The organism is Xanthobacter sp. 91 (assembly GCF_000702385.1).
GTDB classification, from domain to species: domain Bacteria; phylum Pseudomonadota; class Alphaproteobacteria; order Rhizobiales; family Xanthobacteraceae; genus Xanthobacter; species Xanthobacter aminoxidans.
This window is the reverse complement of the sequence record NZ_JNIB01000001.1, coordinates 1,361,965-1,378,928: the sequence shown is the minus strand read 5'-3', so window position 1 is coordinate 1,378,928 and position 16,964 is coordinate 1,361,965. Positions and strand designations below refer to the sequence as shown.

The 16,964-nt window shown below is 69.7% G+C and carries 12 protein-coding genes; 2 read left to right on the top strand and 10 right to left on the bottom strand.

The genetic code is table 11. The features are described from left to right. The first annotated feature begins 201 nt into the window (after window positions 1-201). Window positions 202-1,101 carry a UTP--glucose-1-phosphate uridylyltransferase GalU gene (galU, locus tag A37E_RS0106555; RefSeq protein WP_029555883.1) on the top strand — a complete coding sequence of 300 codons (900 nt, stop codon included), beginning with the start codon at window positions 202-204 and terminating at the stop codon, window positions 1,099-1,101. A gap of 178 nt (window positions 1,102-1,279) precedes the next feature. On the opposite strand, the gene A37E_RS0106550 is transcribed toward galU, so the two are convergent. From A37E_RS0106550 to A37E_RS0106505, 10 genes are all read right to left on the bottom strand, one after another. Next, on the bottom strand, window positions 1,280-4,759 hold the full coding sequence (locus A37E_RS0106550; RefSeq protein ID WP_029555882.1) for an indolepyruvate ferredoxin oxidoreductase family protein: 3,480 nt from the start codon (window positions 4,757-4,759) through the stop codon (window positions 1,280-1,282). 194 nt (window positions 4,760-4,953) lie between these two features. After that, window positions 4,954-5,946: a nickel/cobalt transporter gene (locus A37E_RS0106545; RefSeq protein WP_038192715.1), complete on the bottom strand. Its 993-nt coding sequence runs from the start codon at window positions 5,944-5,946 to the stop codon at window positions 4,954-4,956. Window positions 5,947-5,990: 44 nt separating this feature from the next. After that, entirely contained in the window at window positions 5,991-6,626 is a 636-nt protein-coding gene (locus A37E_RS0106540; RefSeq protein WP_029555880.1) for a DUF1007 family protein, read from the bottom strand. Window positions 6,627-6,791: 165 nt separating this feature from the next. Further along, entirely contained in the window at window positions 6,792-7,733 is a 942-nt protein-coding gene (locus A37E_RS0106535) for a prephenate/arogenate dehydrogenase family protein (RefSeq protein WP_029555879.1), read from the bottom strand. Continuing rightward, window positions 7,730-8,872: a histidinol-phosphate transaminase gene (gene hisC / locus A37E_RS0106530; protein ID WP_029555878.1), complete on the bottom strand. Its 1,143-nt coding sequence runs from the start codon at window positions 8,870-8,872 to the stop codon at window positions 7,730-7,732. The genes A37E_RS0106535 and hisC overlap by 4 nt, the downstream gene beginning before the upstream one ends. A gap of 26 nt (window positions 8,873-8,898) precedes the next feature. Further along, window positions 8,899-9,774: a chorismate mutase gene (locus tag A37E_RS0106525; RefSeq protein ID WP_029555877.1), complete on the bottom strand. Its 876-nt coding sequence runs from the start codon at window positions 9,772-9,774 to the stop codon at window positions 8,899-8,901. A gap of 205 nt (window positions 9,775-9,979) precedes the next feature. Then, the gene (locus A37E_RS0106520) at window positions 9,980-10,708 is read right to left on the bottom strand and encodes a hypothetical protein (protein WP_029555876.1); all 729 of its coding nucleotides are present in this window, start codon (window positions 10,706-10,708) and stop codon (window positions 9,980-9,982) included. A gap of 17 nt (window positions 10,709-10,725) precedes the next feature. Continuing rightward, entirely contained in the window at window positions 10,726-11,994 is a 1,269-nt protein-coding gene (locus A37E_RS0106515) for a cytochrome P450 (protein WP_029555875.1), read from the bottom strand. Then, window positions 11,981-13,720, bottom strand: a complete 1,740-nt coding sequence (locus tag A37E_RS0106510; protein ID WP_029555874.1) for a di-heme-cytochrome C peroxidase — start codon at window positions 13,718-13,720, stop codon at window positions 11,981-11,983. The genes A37E_RS0106515 and A37E_RS0106510 overlap by 14 nt, the downstream gene beginning before the upstream one ends. A 148-nt stretch (window positions 13,721-13,868) precedes the next feature. Next, window positions 13,869-15,005: a hypothetical protein gene (locus A37E_RS0106505; protein WP_029555873.1), complete on the bottom strand. Its 1,137-nt coding sequence runs from the start codon at window positions 15,003-15,005 to the stop codon at window positions 13,869-13,871. A gap of 337 nt (window positions 15,006-15,342) precedes the next feature. Here A37E_RS0106505 and A37E_RS0106500 point away from each other — a divergent pair, with 337 nt between their 5' ends. Then, on the top strand, window positions 15,343-16,821 hold the full coding sequence (locus tag A37E_RS0106500) for a hypothetical protein (RefSeq protein ID WP_029555872.1): 1,479 nt from the start codon (window positions 15,343-15,345) through the stop codon (window positions 16,819-16,821). Window positions 16,822-16,964: the final 143 nt, after the last annotated feature.

Sequence of the window (16,964 nt, the reverse complement as noted above, 5' to 3'; positions counted from 1 at the left end):
GATGGCAAGTTTCAGCGGCTGGTATGCTGTTGGGGCGGCATTAACCGAAGTTGGGGAACACGCCCGAGATCTCTGCCGTTGCCACTCGGCTGCCATAGGGGCAGGAAAGGTTTCCAGGCGGCGGCGTGCCGCGCAGGGCGCCGTCCGCGCCGAGCTGTGCTAGACGACGGGCGTGGGTATTCAGGAGGGGCATTACTCAAGATGCGTAGACCCATTCGCAAGGCGATCCTACCCGTCGCGGGCCTTGGCACGCGCTTCCTTCCGGCGACCAAGGCGGTGCCGAAGGAGATGCTGACGGTGGTGGACCGGCCCGTCGTGCAGCACGTGGTGGACGAAGCCCGCGCCGCCGGCATCGAGCACATCGTTTTCGTCACCGGCCGCAACAAGGCGGTGATCGAGGACCATTTCGACCGCCAGTTCGAGCTGGAGCGCACGCTTCAGGAGCGCGGCAAGGTCAAGGAGCTGGAACAGCTCGACCGCGACACGCCCAAGGCCGGCACCACCTCCTTCACCCGCCAGCAGCTGCCGCTGGGCCTCGGCCATGCGGTGTGGTGCGCGCGCGACATCATCGGCGACGAGCCGTTCGCGCTGCTACTGCCGGACATGCTGCACATGCCCAAGGCCGGCAATGGCAACGGCCACGGCTGCCTCGGCTCCATGGTCGAGGCGTACAACGAGACCGGCGGCAACGTGGTGGCGGTGTACGAGGTGCCGGACGACCAGACCCACCAGTACGGCATCGTCGGCACCGGCGCCGATGCGGCGAAGGGCGCCAAGGCCATCACCCAGATGGTCGAGAAGCCCAAGGCCGGCACCGCACCGAGCAACCTCGCCATCTCCGGCCGCTACATCCTCCAGCCCGGCATCTTCGACCTGCTCGCCAAGCAGGAGCGCGGCGCCGGCAACGAGATTCAGCTCACCGATTCCATGCTGAAGCTGAAGGAAACCGAGCCGTTCTACGCGGTGCGGTTCGACGGCTCGGTCTATGACTGCGGCTCGAAGATCGGCTTCCTCATGGCCAATGTGGCCTATGCGCTGTCCCGCCCCGACATCGAGGGCGAGTTCCGCGCCGAGCTGAAGGCGATGCTGGGCGGGAACTGAGGGCGCTCGGCGCCCCCGACCGCTGTCAAATGAACGGTGTCATGGCCGGGCTTGTCCCGGCCATCCACGTCGGGCCGAAAGAGCCTGGCGGCCGCGGATTTATTCCCAGCGGAACCACGTGGATGCCCGGGACAAGCCCGGGCATGACGGTGGCGCGGGGCGGCGAGGGCGGTTTAGCCTATTCCGCCGCCACCGCCGTCGGGGCCGGCGGGTTGCGGAAGCGGGCGAGGAGGTCCTTCTCCTCGGCCTTCGCGGCTTTTAGGTGCCGCACCTTCACAGGACCGAAGCCGCGGATCTTCTCCGGGATGGAGGCGATGGCGACGGCGAGCGCATGGTTGGCGGGATCGAGCTTCGCCAGCAGCTCGCCCACCGTGCGCTCATACTCCGCGATCAGCGCCCGCTCGGTCTTGCGTTCTTCCGTGTAGCCGAACACATCCAGCGCCGTGCCGCGCAGGCCCTTCAGCTTCGCCAGCAGGGAAAAGCCCTTCATCATCCACGGCCCGAGGGTGATCTTGCGCGGCTCCCCCGTCGCGTCGTTGCGGCGGGCGAGGAGCGGCGGGGCGAGGTAGAACTCGAACCTGAGATCGCCGTCGAAGGCCGCGTCCGCCTGGGCGCGGAAGGCGCCGTCGGCATAGAGCCGGGCGACCTCGTATTCGTCCTTGTAGGCCATGAGCTTGTAGAAATTCTTCGCCACCGCCTCGGCGAGACCGCCACGGCCGGGCGTCTTGGCCTGCTCGGCCGCGCGCACCTTGTCCACCAGCGCGGTGTAGCGGGCCGCATAGGCGGCGTTCTGGTAGCGCGTGAGATCGGCCACGCGGCGGGCGATCACCTCATCGAGGCTCTGGGAGAGGCGCCGGGCGTCGCTGGAGACCGTGCCCTTGGGCGTCGCGATGGCCTCCACCGCCTTGGGATCGTGGGCGGCGCGGCGGCCCCAGAGGAAGGCGGCCTTGTTCATGGCCACCGCTTCCCCGTTCAGCTCGATGGCCCGCTCGATGGCGGCGGCCGAGAGGGGCAGGGCGCCGAACTGGTAGGCGTAGCCCACCATGAAGATGTTCTGCGCCAGCGCATTGCCGAACAGCGCCTGGGCGAGGCGGCTCGCCTCGATGAAGTGGGTCTGCGGCTCGCCCACCAGATCGCGGATGGTGCGCTTGATGCGCTCGGTGGGCAGCGAATAGTCGGCATTGCGGGTGAAGTCGCCGGGCAGCACCTCGTGGGTGTTCACCACCACGATGGTCTTGCCCGGCTTCACCGCCGCCAGCACCTTCTTGGTGCCGGCCACCACCAGATCGCCGCCCAGCACCACGTCCGCCCCGCGCGCCGGCACGCGGATGGCGGTGATGTCGGCGGGGTCGTTGGCGAGGCGGATGTGGCTGTAGACGGCGCCACCCTTCTGGGCGAGGCCGGCCATGTCGATCATGCCGCAGGCCTTGCCTTCCAGATGCGCCGCCATGCCGAGGATGGCGCCGATGGTGACGACGCCGGTGCCGCCCACCCCGGTGGCGATGACGCCATAGGTGCCGTGGATCTCGGGATGTGCCGGCTCCGGCAGCTCCGGCCAGCTGTCGGCGCCGGCCGCCGCGCCCGCGCTCTTCTTCGGCTTGGCGCCCTTCACGGTGACGAAGGAGGGGCAGAAGCCGTTCACGCAGGAGAAGTCCTTGTTGCAGGACGACTGGTCGATCTCGCGCTTGCGGCCGAATTCGGTCTCCAGCGGCTGCACGGAGACGCAGTTGGACTTCACCCCGCAATCGCCGCAGCCCTCGCAGACGCGCTCGTTGATGAGCACGCGCTTGTCCGGATCGGGAAACTGGCCGCGCTTCCTGCGCCGACGCTTCTCGGAGGCGCAGGTCTGGTCGTAGATCATCACCGTGACGCCGGGAATGGCCGCCAGCTCCCGCTGCACGGCGTCCAGCTCGTCGCGGTGGTGGATGGTGAGGCCTGAGGGCCAGAGCGTATTCGCGGGGTATTTCCCCGGCTCGTCGGTGACGACGACGACCCGCTCCACCCCTTCCGCCGCCACCTGCCGGGCGATGACCGGGACGGTGAGGTCGCCGTCATGCTTCTGGCCGCCGGTCATGGCGACGGCATCGTTGAAGAGGATCTTGTAGGTGACGTTCACCTTGGCGGCGCAGGAGGCGCGGAGCGCCAGATAGCCCGAATGGTTGTAGGTGCCGTCGCCGAGGTTCTGGAAGACGTGGCCGCGCTTGGAGAAAGAGGATTCGCCGATCCAGTTGGCGCCCTCGCCGCCCATCTGGGTGAAGCCGGTGGTCTCCCGGTCCATCCATTGCACCATGTAGTGGCAGCCGATGCCGGCATAGGCGCGCATGCCCTCGGGCACCTTGGTGGACGAATTGTGCGGGCAGCCGGAGCAGAAATAGGGAATGCGGGTCGCCACGTCGGAGGTGGCGGCGAGCACCCGCTGCGCCTCCTCCAGCTCCGCCACGCGCGCGGCGATGTCCGGGATGTCGCCATAGGCGAGGAGCCGGCGGCCGAGCTGGATGGCGATGTCGTTGGGGTCCAGCGCGCCCTTCACCGGGAACAGCCAGCGGCCCTGCTCGTCCTTCTTGCCGATGCAGACGGGCTGGTTGGCGGTGCCGTACAATTCCTCGCGCACCTGCACCTCGATGAGGGAGCGCTTCTCCTCCACCACCATGATGAGGTCGAGGCCCTTGGCGAACTCGTAGAGGCCCTGCGTCTCCAGCGGCCAGGGGCAGGCCACCTTCCAGATGCGGATGCCGAGATCGTTGGCGCGCACCTCGTCGATGCCCAGCTCGTCCAGCGCGAGGCGGACGTCGAGGTACGACTTGCCCACGGTGGCGATGCCGATGCGCGGGCGGGCGCCGCCGGAGGTGATGAAGCGGTTGAGGCGGTTGGCGCGCAGGAAGTGCAGCACCGCGTCGCGCTTGAACTCCTGAAGCCGCTCCTCCTGCGCCAGCGGCGTGTCGCCGAGGCGGATGTTGAGGCCGCCGGGGGGCATCTCGAAGCCCAGCGCCGGCTCGATGCGCACGCGATCCAGCCGCCCGTCCACGATGCCGGTGGACTCGATGGTGTCCTTCACCGCCTTGAGGCCGACCCAGGTGCCGGCGAAGCGGGAGAGCGCCCAGCCGTAGAGGCCGTAATCGATGATCTCCTGCACGCCCGCCGGGTTCAGCACCGGTATCATCACGTCGACGAAGTGGAATTCGCTCTGGTGGGCGGTGGTGGAGCTTTCGCAGGTGTGGTCGTCGCCCATGAGGGCGAGCACGCCGCCATGGCGGGAGGTGCCGGCGTTGTTGGCGTGGCGGAACACGTCGCCGGAGCGGTCGACGCCCGGCCCCTTGCCGTACCAGAGGCCGAACACGCCATCGAACTTGCCTTCCCCGCGCAGCTCCGCCTGCTGGGAGCCCCAGAGCGCGGTGGCGGCGAGATCCTCGTTGAGGCCGGACATGAACTTGATGTCGTTGGCCTTCAGGACCTTCTCGGCGCGCAGGAACTGCTGGTCGAGCCCGCCGAGGGGGGAGCCGCGATAGCCGGTGACATAGCCGGCCGTGTTGAGGCCGGCGCGCCGGTCGCGCTCCTTCTGCATCAAGGCGAGGCGGACCAGGGCCTGCGTGCCCGACACGAACACGCGCTCCTGGGACAGGTCATATTTGTCGTCGAGCGAAACAGGCTTCAGAGCCATCGCGACGCCTCCAGCGGGGCCGGGCAGGGGACGGCGTCGCGTGGAAATCACGCGCACCGTTCGCCTTTAGGCTGGCACGGAGTGTCGCACCCGGCAATTTCGTTGTTCCAATTCAAGGCGCAACGAAATTGCCGAAAAGCTGGGCGTGACGAATTTTGGTGCATCGCAACCGAATTTGGCTGCGCTGCGGGAGCTTAGCCCGGCAGCAGGCGCTCGCTTTCGAGATAGCCGGTGAGCAGGCCGAAGCCGAACAGCATCACCAGCAGGGCGGCGCCAAGCTCCACCCCCAGCCGGGCCATGACGGACCATTTGGTGTCCCGCCCGGCGATGCGCACGGCGAGCCGTTTGCCATAGACGGCGATGGCGGCGATGGCCGTCACGGTGGCGGCGGTGCCGAGGCCCATGGCGAAAGCGGAGGCGACGCCGCTCAGGAACACGCCCTGCGACAAGGCGAAGGTGAGCACGAGGATGGCGCCGGAGCACGGCCGCGCCCCGGCCGAGACCACGGCGACGGCGGCGCGCTTCCATCCGCCCTGTCCGGCGAGAAGCGCGGGGTCGGGGGCGTGCTTGTCGCCGCAATCGCAGTCGGCGGCATGGATGTGGCCGACATCCCCCCGCGCCGCAGCAACCAGGGCGCGGCCCTTCACGATCGCGAGATAAAGCCCGAACAGGCCGATGCCGCCATAGGCCGCGACCTCCACCACCGTCATGGCCTGCGCCATGGAGACGGCGGTCGCCCCCAGCGCCAGCGCGAGGATGCCGACGAACAGGATGGCCGCCACCGCCTGCACCATGCCGGCAGCCAGCGACAGGGCCGCGCCCCGGCGCAGCGTGCCGCCATCGGCGAGGAGATAGGAGGAGATCACCGCCTTGCCGTGTCCGGGGCCGGCGGCATGGAACACGCCGTAGGCGAAGGACAGGCCGGCGAGGAGGAAGGTGGCATTGCCATCCTTTTTGGCCGCGCGCACAGCCCCCACCAGCGCGCGGTAGAATTCCGACTGCTTGGCGAGGATGAAGCCGGTGATGCCGGAGGGCGGCGCGCCGCCGCCGCCGAGGCCGAAGGGCGTCGCCTTTGGTCCGCCGCCCCCGGGCGGGCCGAAACCCTGCGCGAAGGCGAGGTCTGGATAGAGCACCAGCGCCACCAGCAGGGCGAACAGCACCACGGCGCCGAGCCCTAGAACGATCATCCCCGCCCGGCGCATCCGCCCGGGGACCGCCGCAGGGAACCCGCTCACGGGCACTTCACCGTGATCTTGTCCGCAAACTGGGCGCCGTAGGTGCTGCCCGCCGTGAGCCCGGCGAAGAAGGCCTCATTGAGCGTCGAGCTGGCCGGCGGCTCCGGCGAGGTGACTTCCTGCGTGCAGCCGGCCGGCGCCGCGACCATCTTCACCGGATCGTTGTCGGCGAAGGAGAAGGAGACGAACACGGTCGGATCATAGATCTCGATGGTGGCCGCCCCCTTCACCGCGATGGGCTTGGCCAGCGGCAAGGTGAAGTGCAGGGTCAGCAGCTCGTTCTCGTAGGTGAGGTAATAATCCACCGGGTCCTTGAAGGCTAGCTTGCCGGTGGCGGTCTTCCCCCGGACGAAATAGTCATATTCCTTCAGGGAGGTAACATTCACTTCGGCGAGCGGCTTCAGCACGTCGTCGCCATAGCTGCCGTCCTTCTGCTTTTCCAGCCCCTGCAAGGCGAAGGCGGTGAAGGCGTCGTCGAAGGTCCAGGCCTGCTTGAGGGCGGTGAGCTTGCCGTCGGCGCCGTAGACCACCTCGGTCTTCATGGTCACCCAGACGTGGGGATGGGCCTCCGCCACCCCGGGCAGGAGCGCCGCGGCGAGCAGCATGACGACGGGCAGCAGGCGCGCCAGCATCCGAATCTACTTCCTTGTGTCGGGGCGAACCCCTCTCAGGTCGCGCGAGACTTCGGCGGAATGGTGACGCCGGTCCCTACAGGCCCCATGACACGCGGGTGTGACAGGGCCTGCCTGTGCGTCATATTCCGTGCGTCACATTGGCCGGCGCGCTTTTCCCGAGGGTCAGCTGTCCTCGTGCTTCGGCTTTTCCGCCGCGCGGCGGCCGAAGTCGGGGGCGGCGGTTTCCTGGCCCTGCTCGATGATGGAGCGGCGGATGGCGCGGGTGCGGGCGAAGTGCTCGAACAGCACATCCCCGTCGCCGTAGCGGATGGCCCGCTGCAACGCCGTCAGATCCTCGGTGAAGCGGCCGAGCATCTCCAGCACCGCCTCGCGGTTGGTCAGGAACACGTCGCGCCACATGGTGGGGTCGGAGGAGGCGATGCGGGTGAAGTCGCGGAAGCCGCCGGCGGAGAACTTGATGACCTCGGAGGTCAGCGTTTCCTCCAGATGCGCCGCCGTGCCCACGATGTTGTAGGCGATGAGGTGCGGCACATGGCTGGTGATGGCCAGCACCAGATCATGGTGCTGGGCGCTCATGGTCTCCACGTTCGCCCCCGCCGCCCGCCACAAGGCGACGATGCGCGCCACCGCCTGAGGGTCCGCCCCTTCGGGCGGGGTGACGATGCACCAGCGGTTCTCGAACAAGGTGGCGAAGCCCGCGTCGGGGCCGGAGAATTCCGTTCCGGCCACCGGATGGGCGGGGATCAGATGGGCGTGGGCCGGCACATGGGGGGCCATGGCCTCCACCACGAAGCCCTTTACCGATCCCACGTCCGAGAGGATGGCGCCGGGCTTCAGGCGCGGCCCCACCACCTCGGCGACCTTGCCGGAGGCGCCGACCGGCACGGCGACGACCACGATGTCGGCGCCGTCCGCGGCCTCCCCGGCGTCTTGCGTCATCACGTCGGCGAAGCCGAGCTGCCGCACGCGTTCGCACACGGCGGGGTCGGCGTCGGCGACGACGAGGGTGCCGGCGAGATGCTTCTCCCGCGCGGCGCGGGCAAGCGAGGATCCGATGAGACCCGCGCCGATGATGGCGAGGCGCGGCACGAGGGGCTGGATCACTTGGGGGTCCCCGCCGCTCCGCCGGCCATGAACTCGGTCAGCGCGGCGACCACCAGCTCGTTGGCCTCCTCAGTGCCCACCGTCATGCGCAGGGCATTGGGCAGGCCGTAGCTCGCCACCTGCCGCAGCACCAGGCCGCGGCGCATGAGGAAGGCATCCGCCTCCTTCGCCGTGCGGCCGGGTTCCTCCGGGAAGTGGATGAGCAGGAAGTTGGCGACAGACGGCGTCACCTTCAGCCCGAGCGCCTCGATCTTGCCGGTGAGCCAGGGCAGCCACTTGGAATTGTGGGCGACCGACTTCTCCACATGGGCGGCATCGGCAATGGCCGCCGCGCCCGCCAGCAGGGCCGGGGTATTCATGTTGAACGGCCCGCGAATGCGGTTCATGGCGTCGATGACATGGGCCGGGCCCACCGCCCAGCCGATGCGCAGCGCGGCGAGGCCGTGGATCTTGGAGAAGGTGCGGGTCATGAGCACGTTCTCGGCGGAGAGCGCCAGCTCCAGCCCGGTCTCGTAGTCGTTGCGGCGGACGTATTCGGCATAGGCCGCGTCCAGCACCAGCAGCACGTTGGAGGGCAGGCCCGCGTGCAGGCGCTTCACCTCGTCGAACGGCAAATAGGTGCCGGTGGGGTTGTTCGGGTTGGCGAGGAAGACGAGCCGCGTCTTCGGCGTCACCAGCGCGAGCAGCGCGTCCACGTCGGCCGTGAGGTCGCGTTCCTTCGCCACCACAGGCACGCCGCCGGCGGCCAGCGTCGCGATCTTGTAGACGAGGAAGCCGTGCTCCGAATAGATCACCTCGTCCCCCGCGCCCACATAGGTGTGGGTCACGAGGTTCAGGATCTCGTCCGAGCCGGCGCCGCAGATGATGCGCTCGGGATCAAGCCCATTGGCCTTGGCGATGGCCTCGCGCAGGGCGCGGGCGGAGCCGTCGGGATAGTCCTCCAGCTTGAGGCCGGCCTCGGCGAAGGCGGCGACCGCCTTCTCGCTCGGGCCGAGGGGGGTCTCGTTGGAGGAGAGCTTGAACACCTTCTCCACCCCCGGCGCGTGGCTCTTGCCGGGCACATAAGCCTCGATGGCGAGCACGCCCGGCTTCGGCTCAGGCCGGCCGGTGGGGATCGGGTCGTTCAGCACGGCGGACATCTCGGGTAACTCCAGACAATCTTTCTTCACGGCCGGGCGGCGGGGCGCACCACCTTGTGGGTGGCGGCGTGGCTGCCCACCTCGGCGACGGCGCGAATGCCCGCGCCCGCTTCAGTGAGGGCGCCCGTCACCTCGTCCACGGCATGGCCGGGGGGCAGGGACACCAGCAAAGCGGCGCCGTCGAGGGCTTCATCCGGCGCCACCACCACCTCGGCGAAGGCGGGTATGGCACGGCCGGCGGCCGCGCTCCATCCCGTCACGCGCAGCGAATAGACGCGGACCTCGCGCACGGCGGCATCCGCGATGGGGTGGGACACCACGAACACCGGCAGGCCGGCGGGGTGGTCGTCGCGCTCCACGAAGGGCAGGCGGGCGATGATCTTGGGCGCGCCTTCCGCCTCCAGCGCCGTCCACCAGGGGTCGGCGGCCGAGGGAGAGGGGGCGGCGGCCAGCAGGCCGAGATCGCCGCGCGAGCCGGCCACCGCATCGATCACTCCGCGGGCGCCCATGTGGGGCAGGAACGGCACGGTGAAGCCGAAATGGAAGCGCGCGCTGTCGCGCATGGGCGCCTCGCCGCCGGAGAGGTCGGCGTGCACGGAATAGGGCGCCTGCACATAGGTGAAGGTGGCGATGATGACGCGCCAGATGCTCTCCACCGTGTCGAGCGGCAACAGGCCGTGGTGGCGCTCCACCAGCCGGCGCATCATGTCCGCCTCGCGGGCGGGGCGGAAGGCGGAGCCGCCCTCGGTGCCCTGGGTGTGCTTCACCTGCACCAGGCGGTCGATGATCTCGCTGCGCTCCATGAGCAGCTGGTGCATGGCCGCGTCGATGCGGTCGATCTCGGAGCGCAGGTCGGCCAGTGAGAGCGGAGCGTCGGAGAGGGGAGCGTCGTTGTGTGTCATTGGCGTTCGCGCGTCTGGAGCGCGACGCCCTGGCGGATGAAGTCCGTCCGCCGGATGAAACGCCCCTCCAACTCGGGGACGGAGACCGCGGGACCCGATCCGCCTGCGTCGCAGGCTTCCGGCACGCCCTCCAGCCGGCGAGGCTTACCGGGAACGGGCGCGGGAATCAAAACTTTGTTGCGCGCCGTGCCGGTATCCAGGCGCTCTAGCGCTTGAAATAGCCCTTCACCAGATGCTGCGCGACGAAGGCGTCGATGGCGGCGTGGATGGTGTCCCAGCGGGGCAAGGCGTTCGCCGGCACCTCCACGGCGGCGGACCAGACGGGCGTCTGGAACCAGAGCTGCGCGCGGGCGTCGGCGGCATCGGGGCTTGCCGGCAGGCGGGCGAGCACGCCGCGATCCTCGGAGATGCGCACCAGATAATCGCCGCCCGCTGCCGGAAACAGCTCCAGATCGTTGAGGAAGCCCTGCCTTTTATCCTCCCGCCGCACGCTGGCGATGGTCTTGGTCATGCCGGCGAAGTCGGGGTGGGGGCCGAGGTAGAAGGCGGTGACGCGGATGGTCGGGTCATCCCCAGCCGGTGCGGCTTCCGAAGTCCCTGCCGCACGCGGCGGCGCGACGCCCGGGGTCGCTGCATGGGCTGCCATAGCGGTGGCCATGTCCGAGAGGGGGAAGGCGAAGGCGGTCTCCCGGCTGCGGATGAGGCAGCCCAGCAGGCCCAGCTCCGGCGGCGCGAGGGCATAGCGCGCGGGGAAGGCGAAGAGGTCGTCCCCGGCGCGGTAGAAGAGCGTCTCGCCATATTTGGCGACCGCCGCCTGCCGCGCCTCCTGCGCCTCTTGCACCTTGCCCGAGGGCTTTGCGGCAGGTTTGGCCGCAGGTTTCGCGGCGGGCGCGGGCTGGCAGAGCGCGGGAGGAATGTCGGGAACGGGAGCCATCCCCGAACTATAGGCCCTTAGGTCAGGCCGATGCGATAGGTCTGGGGAAACGGCGTGCCCGCCATGTCCACCGGCGCCAGCGGGTGGGCGGTGGGGCGCAGCAGCACGCGCTTCACGATCTCGGGGATCATGGTGCCGCCCACATAGCGGCCGAGGCATTCGTGGTGCCCGTAGCCGAAATGCAGGTAGGTGTGGAACGGCCGATCCGGCTTGAAGGCGTCCGGCTCCGGCACGAAATCCGGGTCGAACATGGCGGAGAGGCTCAGGGGGAGCACCACCGTGCCTTTGCCCAGCACCTTCTCCCGCGCCGTGCCCTTGGCCAGCGTGTAGGTGGACGCGGCCTCGCGGAACATGAAGGCGACGATGGGCGAGAAGCGCAGCGCCTCCCACACATAGCCGTCGAACACGGCGTCATCGCCCGCCTTGGCGGCTGCCCGCGCATCGGCCAGCACTTCCGGCCGGGCGAAGAGTTCGGCAAGGGCGTTGATGGCGGCTTCCGCCGTGGTCTCGATGGCGCCGATGAGCAGGCCGCCGATGTTGATGACCACCCGGTCCATGCCGAAATGGTCCGCCGCCGGCAAATTCAGGCTGAGGATGCGGGTGAGGCTGTCGTCCGGCGCGGTGCCGGCCTTGATCTCGGCGATGCGCGCGGGGATGAGGGCGGCGAACAAGGCGCGCAGCTTCACCCGGCTGTCCTCCGCCGCCTTATGGATGGCGTCGGCGTCCGGGCGGTCGTCGTAGGGCAAATTGTTGAACTGGTCCATCTGGTTGGCATAGGACCAGTCGAGCAGGTCGGCGTCCGGCCCCTTGATGCCGAAGAAGCGCTGCACGATGCGCAGGGGCACGAGCCGCGCCAGCTTCTGCACCGCCTCGATCTCGGACCCCGCCGCATTCAGCGCGGCGTCGGCGATCTCGGCCACGGCGGCGCGGATCTTCGGCAGGTCGTCCCAGGCGAGGATGGCGCGCATCACGGACTTGTCGCGGTAGTTCACCACCGTCTCGTCCATGGCGAGCATGAAGTCGCCCATCTTCGGCTTGTAGAGATCGACGGTGAACACCTTCGGCACGGACAGGATCTCGATCACGTCCGCCCGCTTGGCGATGAGCGTCACCTCGCTGGTCTCGTAGACCGGGGCGTGGGCGCGCAGCTCGGCGAAGAAAGGGCGGGGCTCGCTGGAAATCCAGCCCCGCGCCAGCGGCCAGCGCTCGGCGGGGCGGACGGCGGCGAGCTTGTCGAGATAGGGCGTGTAGGGACGCACGCGCGCCGCGGCCTCAGGGACGGACATTGGGCCCCTCCAGGATCTTGAGGTATTCGATGATGGCATAGCGATCCTCGGGGGAGAGCTTCGCCCCGGTGGGGAAGGCGTGGCCGCGATTGGAATTGCCGGGCAGGGCGGTGTCGAAGCGCGACACGCGCACCCGCTCCGCCTCGGGGATCGAGTCGTAGGACGAGACGAAGCCCAGCTTCTCCGCGTCGAAGCGCTTCGAGCCCACATAGAACACCGCCGGGCGCTCCTCCTCGGGGGAGAGCAGGTCATAGATGGTGGGCACCGAACCGTTGTGCAGGAACGGCCCCGTCGCCCACACGCCGGCCAGCGGGCCGGCCTTGTAGCTCGGCGGCAGCAGCCAGCCGGATTGCGGCGTGTCGCTGCCGGGGGCGAAGCGCCAGCCATAGGCGGCCTTGCGGGCGTCGCCGGTGATGCCGCGGGCGCGCAGATTGTTCTCGGTGAGGGTGGTCACCGCCGCCAGCAGCAGCGAGCCGGCGAGCACTTCCTTGCCGTCCTGGGAGTGCGGCGCGGCCCCGAGCAGGGGCGCGAACGGGCCGGGCTTGGCGTAGCGGGTGATGAAGTTCATCGCCATCTTCGGGTCGGTCTTCACGGTGTCGATGTTCACCATGGAGACGGCCAGCCACTGCCGCCCGCCCTCGGTTTCGGCGGCCGGGGTGAGGCGATAGTCGGGGCCGCCGTGGCAGCCGGCGCAATTGGCCTTGAACAGCTCGGCGCCGCGCTTCGCCTTGGCGGCGTCCACCTTGCCCAGCTCCTTCTCCGGCCACGGCGGCGGCTTCAGCGTGGAGACCCAGGCTTCCAGGTGGACCAGATTCTCGCCGAGGGCGGTGGAGCTGGCGTCCCTGAGGTTGCCGTTGGCGAAGTCCGGATGGCCGAACACGCCCAGCACCTCGCCGAGATTGCGGCCGAGCGGGTTGCCGGCGACGCCGTTCCACTGCACGTAGCGCTGCCAGGGCGTGGTCCATAGGAAGGGGTAGCTCACCGGCGCGTCGGGGATGCGGTAGTTGGCCGGCTCGTTGAGCGCGGTGGCGGAGACCGCGTTCAGGATGTGGCCGAAAGCATCAAGCCGCCCGCGCCCGTAGGGCACCGGCGTCCAGGAGGCGGCCTCCAGCCGCCGGATCTCGGTGGCGAGAGCTTCCAGCGCCGGGCGCACGGCCTTCGGGTCCATGGCCACGAGCCGCGCCGCGAAGCGGTGGAACTTGGCGGGATCGGCGAGGGTGATGTCGAGCGCCTTGCTGAGGCGCGCCATCAGAAGCTGGTAGTCACCCTGCGAGGCGCCTCCATCGATGCGGATGCGCGCGCCGGTCTTCGCCTCGATGTCGGCGGTGTGGCAGGCGGCGCAGGTGAGGCCGACCATGGGGCCGAGCGCGCTCGTGCCGGGGCGCGGGTCCTTCACGAAGCCGATGGGCAGGCCGTCCGGATTGAGGGCCGAGGGGCCGTCCGCCGGCAGGAAGCCCATCTCCGCCACATGGGCGGGATCGAGGAACGGCTTGTCGGACAGCGGCTGCTCCAGCGCCCGCAGCATGGCGTAGGGCATCAGCTGGGAGCCCTGGGAGGTGAAATAGAACTGCTCGCGCATCTCCTTCGACCAGCCCTGGTCGAGCGGCTGCGCCTTGCCCGGCTCGGCCGGCGCCTCGTTGCGCGACATGATGGCGTCGGTGAGGGCGGCCAGCCCCAGAAACCCGATGATCCCCGCCCCGAGGATCAGACCCTTGCGCCCCAGCATTCTTGCCCCCGGATCGTCCTGCGTCTGCGGCCCCTGCCGGAAGACGCCCGTTTGAACCCCTCAATCGTGAGCGGCCGCGCCATCTCGGGCGCGGCCGTATGATGTCCACGCGCCATGAATGCGCGATGAACCGGTGCGCGATGAACCGTCAGACCAGCGACAGGTCGACGCTCTCGCGCAGCCGCGCGACGAGTTCGCCCTGCCGGTTGGTGCCGGTCTTCTCGTAGAGCGCCTTCAGCTGGCTGCGCGCGGTGGAGAGCGCCACGTTGCGCTGCTGGGCGAAGTCGGCGAGGGAGGCCCCCACCGCCAGCGCCGCCGCCAGCGCCGCCTCGGAGGGCGTGAGCTTGAAGGTGGTCTGGATGCGCCGCGCCACGTCCGCCCCGCCGCGTCCCGGCTGGCGCACCACCACCGCGATCTGCGAACGGGTGGCGAGGCGCGGGCTGCCCTCGCCCGCCGGCAGCGGATGCAGCGACACCCGGTAGGGGCCGGCATCCTCGCCCGCGCGCGGCACTTCCATGTGCTCGGCATGGGTGATGTTGGCCTCGCCCCGCGCGGCGGCCAGCGCCAGCGCGACGGCGGAGGCCACCTGCCGGGAGGCGCGGTCGTCGCGGAAGGCGAGCTTGCCCTGCCGGACAGTGATGTCGCCGGACTTCACCATGCTCTCGCCGGCCCGGTTGACGTGGGCGACATGCATCTCCGCATCCACCAGGAAGATGCCGGCATCCACGATGTCGAGGGCGGCGGCGATGTCGCCCACCTTCGCCTTCGCCTCGTCGAGCAGCGCGTAAAGCTCGAATGCACGCCGCAGGTGCGGCACCACGAGGCCGAGCTTCTGCCGCTCCGCCTGCCCGAACGGCCCCTGCGCCCGCCCGCGCATGGCGCAGATGGTGGCCATCACGTCGGCTTCCTGGGCGAAGTAGGAGACGAGCGAGTGCTCGATGTCCATGGGCTCCACCACCTCGCGGAAGAGCGCGGAGGCGCGGAACTGGTCGGGGTCCACACCGTCCTCGCCGCAGATGACGCGGCCGGGATTGGAGAGGATGTAGGAGAGGCGGGGGTCTTCCGTCGCGTGGCGATAGAGGAAGGTCTTGTAGTCGTTGTGATCGTGGCCCCACACGCGCCAGGTGGGCTTGGTCTGCTGCTTGAGGCTGAAGACCGCGAGCTGGCCGACGCGCCCGTCGATGAAGCGGGTGACGCCTTCGAGCAGGATGCCCCACTGACGGGGATCGCCGGAAAGCTCGTAAACGTCCCCGACGAGGCGGGAGTAGTGATCGAGTTCGCCCATGTCCGTCCCATTTTTCGCGCGGCGATATCTCCGGCCGGGCCGGCGATCGCGTCGCCATGATCCGATGGGCCGCCATGGTCCACCCCGCGAGGACCGGACGGCGACTTAGAGTGTGCCTTGAGGCTTGCCCTGGCGCCCGCCGATGCCGACGGGCGGCCCACGGAGATCGTGAGCGCAGCATTGCACAACCACCTCAAGCTGCAAGACGTCCGAAAGGGGGTCATCCCCCATTCGGATGATGCTGACCGAACCGTTGAAATGGTGACGTATGGGGGAGCCCCGGGGCGGGGGCATCAGAGGAGCGTGCCCGAGAATGCGTGTCGAAAGGCCCCTTGAGATGACCACCGGAAGCGACGAGCAGCGCCCCTCGACCCGGGAGGCCATCAGCGCGCGCGTCCGGAGCCTTGCCATCGAGGCGGGGGCGCGGCCGAGCGACCATGGCTTCGGCCGCATGTTCCCGACGCTGGCGACGCCCTCGCGCGGCATCGGCGAGGGACCGCGGACGCTGAAGGACCTCGCCCGCCTCGCCACCGCCATGGGCGCCTGCGCCGAGGCGCCGAGCGGGCGGCCGCCGCGCCGCCGCGCCGAGGGCGATGCCGACATTCCCGCCGCCTATGCCTTCCTGGTGGAGTTCGTGCTCAACGATCTCGTCTGGGAACGCCGGCCGGCGGAGGAGGCGCAGCTCGCGGGCGCCCCGGCCTTCGTTCCTCTGGGCACCTTCTCCACCCTGTTCAACCGCCGGTCCGGCTGCCTCGACCTCGAATCCATCTATGACGCGCCGCGCGATCCCGCCGCCGTGCGCCGGATGCTGCTGGGGGAGGTGTGGCGCAATCCGCTGGGCGAGCCGGCGCTGCCGCCGCGCAAGGGCCCGCGCAACGACCTGCCGCGCCTGCCCCGCGCCCTCGACCCGGCCCGCGATCGCGTGCCGCGCATGAGCGACGCGCGCAACGATCGCAGCCTGCCACTCAGCCAGCTCCACGTCGCCTTCCTCAAGGCGCACAACGCTCTGGTCGCCACCGGCCGCTCCTTCGAGGCGGCGCGCCGGGCGCTGCGCCAGCGCTATCAATGGATGGTGCTGTTCGACCTCCTGCCCAAGATCGCCGATCCGGCGGTGGTGGAGGAGGTGATGAGCGAGGGGCCGCTGCTGTGGCGGCAGGATCGGCCGGGCGACATCTTCATACCGGTGGAATTCTGGGCGGCGGCCTTCGCCATCGCCCCCAGCCTCGCCCGGCCCAGCTACGACTACAACCGCCACCTGAGGGACGCGGAAGGGGCGGCGCTCTCCACCCGCACCGCCCTTGGCCCCTCCGGCTCGGGCCCGGACGGCCTGCCGGCGGATCGCATCATCGCCTGGGAAGGCTTCCTGCCACTGGAGGCGGAGGCGCCGCAGCGGGCGCGGCGGCTCGACACGATCCTCGCCGGCGCGCCGGACACGGTGGAGGCGTCGGCGCTCCGGCACCTGTCGCGCGGCTACCGGCTCGGCCTGCCGAGCGGGCAGGCGGTGGCGCAGCATCTCGGCCTCCGGCCGCTGCGCGACGACACGCTGCTCGCCGCACTGCCCGAAGCCCAGCGCGTTGCCGCTCTGCCGTTCTGCGAGGCGACGCCGCTGTGGTTCTACATCCTCGCCGAGGCGGGCGATCCGGCCGGGCCGGCGGGCAAGCATCTCGGCCCGGTGGGCAGCCGCATCGTCGCGGAGGCGCTGTGGACGCTGGCGCGCCATTCGGATGCTTCCATCCTCGCGCCGGGGGAGCTGCGCGACTTCGACCGCTTTACCCTGAGCGATCTCGTGCTGCTGGCGGCGGAAGAGGACGGCTGAGCCCGCCTCCATCATCATCGCCGAAAAGGCCGCCGGCGCGCTGCGTGCCGGCGGTCTTTTCGCGTCGGCACAACCGCAGGGAGGTGTGGCCGCGGACAGGCTTCAGTATTGGCGCATTCATTTCATTCACGCTGCCCGGAAAT